Source organism: Rhodobacter ferrooxidans, from assembly GCF_000176015.1.
GTDB classification, from domain to species: domain Bacteria; phylum Pseudomonadota; class Alphaproteobacteria; order Rhodobacterales; family Rhodobacteraceae; genus Pseudorhodobacter_B; species Pseudorhodobacter_B ferrooxidans.
Genome location: NZ_ACYY01000029.1, coordinates 35035 through 43044, shown reverse-complemented (window position 1 = coordinate 43044; position 8010 = coordinate 35035). Strand labels below are relative to the sequence as shown.

The window sequence follows — 8010 nt, the reverse complement described above, 5'->3', positions numbered from 1 at the left end:
CCCGGAAATCGGCGAAAGCTCGGTGCGCGCGCTGATGAAGGCGGTGGACGAGTATATCCCGACGCCCGCCCGCGCCGTTGACCAGCCGTTCCTGATGCCGGTCGAAGACGTGTTCTCGATCTCGGGCCGCGGCACCGTTGCCACCGGCCGGATCGAGCGCGGCATCGTCAAGGTCGGCGAGGAAGTCGAGATCGTCGGCATCCGCGCCAACAAGAAATCGGTCTGCACCGGCGTGGAAATGTTCCGCAAGCTGCTGGACCAGGGCCAGGCGGGCGACAACGTCGGTCTCTTGCTGCGCGGCATCGACCGCGAGGGCATCGAGCGTGGCCAGGTGATCTGCAAGCCGGGTTCGGTGAAGCCGCACACCAAGTTCGAGGCTGAAGCCTACATCCTGACCAAGGAAGAGGGTGGCCGTCACACGCCGTTCTTCGCCAACTACCGGCCGCAGTTCTACTTCCGCACCACCGACGTGACTGGCACTGTCCAGTTGCCCGAGGGCACGGAAATGGTGATGCCGGGCGACAACCTGAAGTTCAACGTCGAGTTGATCCAGCCGATCGCCATGGAAGAAAAGCTGCGCTTCGCCATCCGCGAAGGCGGCCGCACCGTCGGCGCCGGCGTCGTTTCGAAAATCATCGCTTAATCACTTGATTGGAAGAGGGGCGGGGGCCCCGATCGCAAGACCGGTCTCCCCCGCTACCCGCCAAGCCCGAGGGCACGAATATGCAAGGTCAGACTATCCGTATCAGGCTGAAAGCCTTCGATTACCGTGTGCTGGATGCCAGCACGCTGGAAATCGTCAACACCGCCAAGCGGACCGGGGCGCAAGTGCGCGGCCCGATTCCGCTGCCGAACAAGATCGAGAAGTTCACGGTTCTGCGTGGTCCGCACATCGACAAGAAGTCGCGCGACCAGTGGGAGATCCGCACGCACAAGCGTCTTCTCGACATCATCGACCCGACCCCGCAGACCGTTGACGCGCTGATGAAGCTCGACCTCGCTGCCGGCGTCGATGTCGAAATCAAAGTGTAAGGGGGCATGACCAAGATGCGCTCTGGAGTTATCGCAAAGAAGCTGGGCATGACCCGGCTGTTCCTGGAAGACGGCAAGCAGGTTCCTGTGACCGTTCTTCAACTGGACGCGCTGCAAGTCGTGGCGCAACGCACCGCCGAGCGGGATGGCTATACCGCCGTCCAGTTGGGCGCGGGCGCCGCCAAGGCCAAGCGGACCACCGCCGGGATGCGCGGCCATTTCGCCGCCGCCAATGTTGCGCCCAAGCGCAAGATTGCCGAGTTCCGGGTTTCGCCTGACAACCTGATCGACGTGGGCGCGGAAATCACCGCTGATCACTATCTGGCGGGTCAATTCGTTGACATCGCCGGCACCTCGATCGGCAAGGGTTTTCAGGGGGCGATGAAACGCCACAACTTCGGCGGCCTGCGGGCTTCGCACGGGGTTTCGGTGTCGCACCGCTCGCACGGCTCGACGGGCCAGTGCCAGGACCCGGGCAAGGTGTTCAAGGGCAAGAAGATGGCCGGTCACATGGGCGCCGTGCGCTGCACCACGCAGAACCTGCAAGTGGTGCGCACCGATGCCGACCGTGGCCTGATCATGATCAAGGGCGCGGTCCCCGGTTCCAAGGGCGGCTGGGTCACCATCAAGGATGCGGTCAAGAAAGCGGCGCCCGCCGGTCTGCCGCTGCCTGCCGCCATCCGTTCGGCGCAGGTTGCTGCTCCGGCTGCCGAAGTGGCAGTCGAAGGGGGTGAAGCATGAAACTCGACGTGATCAAGCTGGACGGCGGCAAAGCCGGTTCCATCACTCTGGACGAAGCGCTGTTCGGCCTTGAGCCGCGCGCCGACATCCTGCACCGCGTGGTGCGCTGGCAGCGGGCGAAGGCCCAGGCCGGCACCCACTCGACGCTGACCCGCGCCGAAGTGTCCTACTCGACCAAGAAGATCTACAAGCAGAAAGGCACCGGCGGCGCGCGTCACGGTTCCAAGAAGGCGCCGATCTTCCGTCACGGTGGCGTTGTCAAGGGTCCGACCCCGCGCAGCCACGCCCATGACCTGCCCAAGAAGTTCCGGGCACTGGGTCTGCGGCATGCGCTGTCGGCCAAGGCCCAGGCCGGCGAGTTGATCATTCTGGACGTGGCCACCATGGCCGACGCCAAATCCTCGATCCTGGCGAAAGCCGCCAAGGAACTGGGCTGGAAGCGTGTCCTGATCATCGACGGCGCCGAGGTCGACGCGAATTTCGCGCTGGCCGCCCGCAACATCGAGGGCATCGACGTGCTGCCGTCGATGGGTGCGAACGTCTATGACATCCTGAAGCGTGATCAACTGGTGATCACCAAAGCCGGTGTCGAAGCTTTGGAGGCGCGTCTGAAATGACCGTGAAACCCGAACATTACGACGTGATCCGCAAGCCGATCATCACTGAAAAGGCCACCATGGTTGGCGATGCCAATGCCGTGGTGTTCCAGGTGGCGATGGATGCGACCAAGCCCGCGATCAAGGAAGCCGTCGAGGCGATCTTCAACGTGAAGGTGAAGGCGGTCAACACCACCATCACCAAGGGCAAGACCAAGAAGTTCAAGGGCCGCCCCGGCGTGCGCTCGGACAAGAAGAAGGCCTATGTGACGCTCGAGGCGGGAAACAGCATCGACGTCTCCACCGGCCTTTGATAGAAGGCGACGAATCTCGCGGCCCCGGTTTTCCGGGGCCGCAGGGTTTTTTCGAACTGGGGATCTTCGGAGCCCTGCAAACCGGATCCCAACGATGGATCCTTCAACTGACGGAAGACAGAAAGCATGGCACTCAAGTCGTATAAGCCGACGACGCCTGGCCAACGCGGGTTGGTTCTGATCGACCGTTCGGAACTGTGGAAAGGCCGCCCCGTCAAAGCCCTCACCGAGGGTCTGACGAAATCGGGTGGTCGGAACAATACCGGACGCGTCACGATGTGGCATCACGGCGGTGGGGCGAAACGCCTGTATCGCATCGTTGATTTCAAGCGCACGAAATTCGACATCGCGGCTGTGGTCGAGCGGATCGAATACGATCCCAACCGCACCGCCTTCATCGCCCTGGTCAAATATGCCGATGGCGAGCTGGCCTATATCCTGGCACCGCAGCGTCTGGCGATCGGTGACTCTGTCATCGCGGGCGCCAAGACCGACGTGAAGCCGGGCAACGCCATGCCGTTCTCGGGCATGCCGATCGGCACGATCGTCCACAACGTCGAACTGAAGCCCGGCAAGGGTGGTCAGTTGGCCCGCGCGGCGGGCACCTATGCCCAGTTCGTCGGCCGCGACGGTGGCTATGCGCAAATTCGCCTGTCGTCGGGCGAACTGCGGATGGTGCGTCAGGAATGTATGGCCACCATCGGTGCCGTGTCCAACCCCGACAACTCGAACCAGAACTTCGGCAAGGCCGGCCGCATGCGCCACAAGGGCGTGCGCCCGACGGTGCGCGGTGTGGCCATGAACCCGATCGACCACCCGCATGGCGGCGGCGAAGGCCGCACCTCGGGCGGCCGTCATCCTGTTACTCCCTGGGGCAAAGGCACCAAGGGGAACAAGACCCGCAAGAACAAGACAACGGACAAGCTTATCGTCCGCTCGCGCAACGCGAAGAAGGGGCGCTGATCCATGGCACGTTCTCTCTGGAAAGGCCCTTTCGTCGATGGCTACGTCCTGAAAAAGGCCGAGAAGTCGAAAGAATCGGGCAAAAACGAAGTGATCAAGATCTGGTCGCGTCGCTCCACCATCCTGCCGCAATTCGTCGGGCTGACCTTTGGCGTTTACAACGGCAAGAAGCACATCCCGGTTGCGGTTACCGAAGAAATGATCGGCCAGAAGTTCGGTGAATATTCGCCGACCCGGACCTATTACGGTCACGCTGCCGACAAGAAAGCCAAGAGGAAGTAAGCCATGGGCAAGGAAAAGAACCCCCGCCGCGTGGCCGACAACGAAGCCATGGCGAAATCCAAGATGCTTCGCACCTCGCCGCAGAAACTCAATCTGGTCGCCGGTCTGATCCGCGGCAAGAAGGTCGACAAGGCGATTGCCGAGCTGGTCTTCTCGAAAAAGCGCATCAGCCAGGACGTGCTGAAGTGCCTGCAATCGGCCATTGCCAACGCCGAGAACAACCACAACCTCGACGTGGATGAACTGGTGGTTGCCGAAGCCTATTGCGGCAAGAACCTGGTGATGAAACGCGGTCGCCCGCGCGCCCGTGGCCGGTTTGGCAAGATCATGAAACCATTTTCCGAGATCACCATTCTGGTGCGGCAAGTCGGGGAGACTGCATAATGGGTCAGAAAGTCAATCCGATCGGCATGCGTCTTCAGGTCAACCGCACCTGGGACAGCCGCTGGTTCGCCGAGTCGAAAGACTATGGCAACCTGCTGCTGGAAGACCTGAAAATGCGCGCCTTCATCCATGAAGAGTGCAAGCAGGCTGGTGTGAGCAAGGTGATCATCGAGCGGCCGCACAAGAAGTGCCGCGTGACGATCCACACCGCGCGTCCGGGCGTGATCATCGGCAAGAAAGGCGCGGATATCGAAACCCTGCGCAAGAAGCTGACGGTGTTCACCAAGTCCGAACTGCACCTGAACATCGTCGAAGTGCGCAAGCCCGAGCTTGACGCGCAACTGGTGGCTGAAAGCATCACCCAGCAGTTGGAACGTCGGGTGTCGTTCCGTCGCGCCATGAAGCGTGCAGTGCAGAACGCCATGCGCATCGGCGCCCTGGGTATCCGGGTCAACGTCTCGGGTCGTCTTGGCGGTGCCGAGATCGCCCGGGTGGAATGGTATCGCGAAGGCCGGGTGCCGCTGCACACGCTGCGCGCCGACATCGACTATGCGCTGTCGGAAGCCATGACCGCCTATGGCATCATCGGCGTCAAGGTCTGGATCTTCAAGGGCGAAATCCTTGAGCACGATCCGCAGGCCCATGATCGCCGTCACGCCGAGGCACAGGAAGGCGCCGCACCGCGCCAACCGCGCCGCGAACGCGCGTAAGGAGTAAGACAGATGCTGCAACCAAAACGGACAAAGTTCCGCAAGCAGTTCAAGGGTCGGATTCACGGCGAGGCCAAGGGCGGCTTCCTGTTGAACTTCGGCACCTTCGGCCTGAAAGCCACCGAACCCGAGCGCGTCACCGCGCGGCAGATCGAAGCGGCCCGCCGCGCGATCACCCGCCACATGAAGCGTCAGGGCCGGGTCTGGATCCGAATCTTCCCGGATGTCCCGGTCTCGTCCAAGCCCACCGAAGTGCGGATGGGTAAGGGCAAAGGCTCGACCGACTACTGGGCGGCCAAGGTGAAACCGGGCCGGATCATGTTCGAGATCGACGGTGTGGCCGAAGCCGTGGCCCGCGAGGCGCTGCGCCTTGGGGCGATGAAACTGCCGGTCACCACCCGCGTCGTGATCCGCGAAGACTGGTAAGCCGGGCGGGGTGACCCCCGACCTACGAAATTGGCCCCTGCCGGAAACGGCGGGGGCTTTTTCTTTGGGGGCAGGGCGGTCGGCCTTGACGCCGGGGTGTCGTGAAGTGGGCAGAAGCGGCGCAGGCGCTGCGTGGCCAGCAAGATTGCTTTGTCTGTCGCACGCCTGTCGGCTAAGTGCTGAACCATGACACAGGACCGGATCACATTGGTGGCGACGGCAATCGTTGTCGGCACCGGGGCTCTCTGGGGCTTTTACTGGCTGCCGGTGCGTGCGCTTGCCGGGATGGGGCTGCCCGGAGCATGGGGAACGGCGCTGATCACTGTTGCGGCCCTGGTTCTTCTGGCACCCTTGGCAATTGGCAGGCGGTACCAGATCGCGCGGGCCAACAGGGCTGCCCTGGCCTCGGTTGCGTTGGGTGGTGCCGCTTTCGCGCTATACTCGATCGGATTCGTCTATGGCCGGGTAGCGATCATCATCCTGCTTTATTTCCTGACGCCGGTCTGGAGCACGCTGATCGGTCGCTATGTGATGGGCTGGCACACACCACGGCTGCGGATCGTTGCCATTGCTGTCGGGTTGGTCGGACTGGCGGTGATGCTGAGTGCGGATGGCGACATCCCGGTGCCCCGCGGCGCTGGAGAGTGGATGGCATTGCTTGCAGGTTTGCTGTGGTCGGTGGCGACCACCGGCATACGGGCGAAATCGACGCTTGATCCGGTGGCGGCTGCCTTCATCTTTGCCCTCGGCGCCGCGGTTGCCGCGCTGATGCTTGCCCCGGTGCTGGAGCCTTGGCCGGTTGGCATCCCCCTTGAAAACGCCGGTCGCATGATCGGTCTGGCGCTGGTGACCGGCGGCTTCTGGTGGGGACTGTCGGTGGCCAGCCTGATGTGGGCGACGGTCCGGCTTGAACCGGCGCGCGTCGGCATCCTGCTGATGACCGAGGTTCTGGTCGGGGCGGCCTCGGCGGCGCTGCTGGCAAACGAACACCTGGCACGACTGGAGATCATCGGCGGCGCGCTGGTGTTGTGTGCCGGAGTGCTGGAGGTCTGGCCCGCGAGGCGCAGCGCCTTGGGGCGATGAAACTGCCGGTCACAACGTGAGGCGTGATCCGCGAGGATTGGTGAGCGAGTCGGGGTGAACCCCGACCTACGAAATTGGCCCATGCCGGAAACGGCGGGGGCTTTTTCGTTTGGGGGGGGTGAGGCAGACCCGGTCTGTGACCTTGAGAATTATTTAGGGAAGCCGCATATTGGGAAGGTGCGAGCGCATCACCGACGTGCTTTCGCAAGAAGGTCGGAGGTTAAAATTTTGGATCCCTTTAAGAAAAGGCCGAATTCGAAAACTGCCGTAAAGGGTGGATGGATCGTGCGTGAGGCAGGGTCGGGTAAGTTTTTGGCGGTCGAGACCCGAAATTGTCAGGTTATGTCCAGCCCGAAATCGCAATCCTCGGTCAGGGAGGCTTCGTCAAAGCGCAGTTCGGCGCTGAAGCGGTTGGCAGATCGCTAGGCGGCATTACCGGCTGACGCTGGCCGACGCCTTCACCGCGCATGATGAAGCCATGACCTATGGCGGCCGCGATGGCGTCGCCAGTCTGCACTTGATCGAATCCGCCTTGGCGCGCGCCTATTCGGGGTATCACCGCTCGATTGCCCGAAAGGCGGCGGCCACGCTGCACAGTCTGGTTGGAAATCATGGCTTCGTCGATGGCAACAAGCGCACAGCCTGGCTGCTGGTTGAAATCCTGATCGACCGCAGCGGCTATTTCCTGAACATCCCCGATGACGAACCGATTGACGATCTGGTGGTTGCCGTCGCCACCGGGCAGATCGACTTCGATGCGCTGACCCTGTGGTTCAAGGACCGGCTTGTGCGGCAATAGCGCGCTTGTCCCGCCATCCGCTGCCCTCCGAACTTCCCGCTTGCCCCGCCCCCGCGCATAACCTATACGACGCCATCCACGGCTCCGGGGCGACTCGGAATCGGGGTTCATCATTGATCCACCGGGTTCAGTGTAACCCTGCGAATTTGGCAGGGGCGCTCTGGTGATTGAAAAGGAAAACGGCGCATGAACGCCACGGAACTGAAGACCAAGACGCCCGACCAGCTGCGCGACAGCCTGGTTGCGCTGAAGAAAGAGGCGTTCAACCTGCGCTTCCAGCAAGCCACCGGTCAGCTTGAGAACACCGCCCGCATGCGTGCCGTCCGTCGTGACGTGGCGCGTATCAAGACGGTCCTGAACCAGAAAGCCGCCGAAGCGGCGGCGAACTGAGGAGTTACTGATGCCCAAACGTATCCTGCAAGGTGTCGTGACCTCGGACAAGAACGAGCAGACCATCACGGTTCTGGTCGAGCGCCGCTTCAAGCACCCGCTGCTGCAAAAGACCGTCCGCAAGTCCAAGAAATACCGGGCCCACGACGCCGAGAACAAGTTCAAGACCGGTGACACCGTCCGCATCGAGGAATGTGCGCCGATCTCGAAAACCAAACGCTGGACGGTGGTTACCGACGCAACTGCGTAAGTAACCCCCCAAGGCTCCATCGAAACCCTGGGCGTGCTGC

The 8010-nt window shown here is 62.4% G+C and carries 14 protein-coding genes; all 14 read left to right on the top strand.

Annotation, left to right across the window (positions count from 1 at the left end; all coding sequences use genetic code 11):
• Positions 1-643, top strand: a 643-nt coding sequence (locus RSW2DRAFT_RS15675; protein ID WP_008028250.1) for an EF-Tu C-terminal domain-related protein, incomplete at its 5' end; no start/stop codon positions are given.
• 80 nt (positions 644-723) lie between these two features.
• Positions 724-1032 carry a 30S ribosomal protein S10 gene (gene rpsJ / locus RSW2DRAFT_RS15670; RefSeq protein ID WP_008032720.1) on the top strand — a complete coding sequence of 103 codons (309 nt, stop codon included), beginning with the start codon at positions 724-726 and terminating at the stop codon, positions 1030-1032.
• Positions 1033-1047: 15 nt separating this feature from the next.
• Positions 1048-1773, top strand: coding sequence for a 50S ribosomal protein L3 (rplC, locus tag RSW2DRAFT_RS15665; protein WP_008032718.1), 726 nt, complete (start codon positions 1048-1050; stop codon positions 1771-1773).
• The gene (gene rplD / locus RSW2DRAFT_RS15660) at positions 1770-2390 is read left to right on the top strand and encodes a 50S ribosomal protein L4 (protein WP_008032716.1); all 621 of its coding nucleotides are present in this window, start codon (positions 1770-1772) and stop codon (positions 2388-2390) included. The genes rplC and rplD overlap by 4 nt, the downstream gene beginning before the upstream one ends.
• Positions 2387-2683, top strand: a complete 297-nt coding sequence (locus tag RSW2DRAFT_RS15655; RefSeq protein WP_008032713.1) for a 50S ribosomal protein L23 — start codon at positions 2387-2389, stop codon at positions 2681-2683. Before rplD ends, RSW2DRAFT_RS15655 begins: the two co-directional genes overlap by 4 nt.
• A 126-nt stretch (positions 2684-2809) precedes the next feature.
• Complete coding sequence (gene rplB / locus RSW2DRAFT_RS15650) at positions 2810-3646, top strand: 50S ribosomal protein L2 (protein WP_008032711.1); 837 nt, start codon at positions 2810-2812, stop codon at positions 3644-3646.
• A 3-nt stretch (positions 3647-3649) separates the two neighbouring features.
• Positions 3650-3928, top strand: coding sequence for a 30S ribosomal protein S19 (gene rpsS, locus RSW2DRAFT_RS15645; protein WP_008032710.1), 279 nt, complete (start codon positions 3650-3652; stop codon positions 3926-3928).
• Positions 3929-3931: 3 nt separating this feature from the next.
• Entirely contained in the window at positions 3932-4312 is a 381-nt protein-coding gene (gene rplV / locus RSW2DRAFT_RS15640) for a 50S ribosomal protein L22 (protein WP_008032709.1), read from the top strand.
• Complete coding sequence (gene rpsC, locus RSW2DRAFT_RS15635) at positions 4312-5022, top strand: 30S ribosomal protein S3 (protein WP_008032708.1); 711 nt, start codon at positions 4312-4314, stop codon at positions 5020-5022. The genes rplV and rpsC overlap by 1 nt, the downstream gene beginning before the upstream one ends.
• Before the next feature lie 12 nt (positions 5023-5034).
• Positions 5035-5448: a 50S ribosomal protein L16 gene (rplP, locus tag RSW2DRAFT_RS15630; RefSeq protein WP_008032707.1), complete on the top strand. Its 414-nt coding sequence runs from the start codon at positions 5035-5037 to the stop codon at positions 5446-5448.
• A gap of 186 nt (positions 5449-5634) precedes the next feature.
• A complete protein-coding gene (locus RSW2DRAFT_RS15625) occupies positions 5635-6531 on the top strand; it encodes a DMT family transporter (protein WP_008032706.1) in 897 nt (298 codons plus the stop codon).
• 478 nt (positions 6532-7009) lie between these two features.
• Entirely contained in the window at positions 7010-7330 is a 321-nt protein-coding gene (locus RSW2DRAFT_RS15620) for a type II toxin-antitoxin system death-on-curing family toxin (protein ID WP_008032705.1), read from the top strand.
• Positions 7331-7516: 186 nt separating this feature from the next.
• A complete protein-coding gene (gene rpmC / locus RSW2DRAFT_RS15615; protein ID WP_008032704.1) occupies positions 7517-7720 on the top strand; it encodes a 50S ribosomal protein L29 in 204 nt (67 codons plus the stop codon).
• 10 nt (positions 7721-7730) lie between these two features.
• Positions 7731-7970 carry a 30S ribosomal protein S17 gene (gene rpsQ / locus RSW2DRAFT_RS15610; protein ID WP_008032703.1) on the top strand — a complete coding sequence of 80 codons (240 nt, stop codon included), beginning with the start codon at positions 7731-7733 and terminating at the stop codon, positions 7968-7970.
• The last annotated feature ends 40 nt before the right edge of the window (positions 7971-8010 follow it).

Coding starts and splice junctions, on each gene's coding strand:
- rpsJ (WP_008032720.1), top strand. CDS start 724: ATGCAAGGTCAGACTATCCGTATCAGGCTGAAAGCCTTCGATTACCGT.
- rplC (WP_008032718.1), top strand. CDS start 1,048: ATGCGCTCTGGAGTTATCGCAAAGAAGCTGGGCATGACCCGGCTGTTC.
- rplD (WP_008032716.1), top strand. CDS start 1,770: ATGAAACTCGACGTGATCAAGCTGGACGGCGGCAAAGCCGGTTCCATC.
- RSW2DRAFT_RS15655 (WP_008032713.1), top strand. CDS start 2,387: ATGACCGTGAAACCCGAACATTACGACGTGATCCGCAAGCCGATCATC.
- rplB (WP_008032711.1), top strand. CDS start 2,810: ATGGCACTCAAGTCGTATAAGCCGACGACGCCTGGCCAACGCGGGTTG.
- rpsS (WP_008032710.1), top strand. CDS start 3,650: ATGGCACGTTCTCTCTGGAAAGGCCCTTTCGTCGATGGCTACGTCCTG.
- rplV (WP_008032709.1), top strand. CDS start 3,932: ATGGGCAAGGAAAAGAACCCCCGCCGCGTGGCCGACAACGAAGCCATG.
- rpsC (WP_008032708.1), top strand. CDS start 4,312: ATGGGTCAGAAAGTCAATCCGATCGGCATGCGTCTTCAGGTCAACCGC.
- rplP (WP_008032707.1), top strand. CDS start 5,035: ATGCTGCAACCAAAACGGACAAAGTTCCGCAAGCAGTTCAAGGGTCGG.
- RSW2DRAFT_RS15625 (WP_008032706.1), top strand. CDS start 5,635: ATGACACAGGACCGGATCACATTGGTGGCGACGGCAATCGTTGTCGGC.
- RSW2DRAFT_RS15620 (WP_008032705.1), top strand. CDS start 7,010: ATGACCTATGGCGGCCGCGATGGCGTCGCCAGTCTGCACTTGATCGAA.
- rpmC (WP_008032704.1), top strand. CDS start 7,517: ATGAACGCCACGGAACTGAAGACCAAGACGCCCGACCAGCTGCGCGAC.
- rpsQ (WP_008032703.1), top strand. CDS start 7,731: ATGCCCAAACGTATCCTGCAAGGTGTCGTGACCTCGGACAAGAACGAG.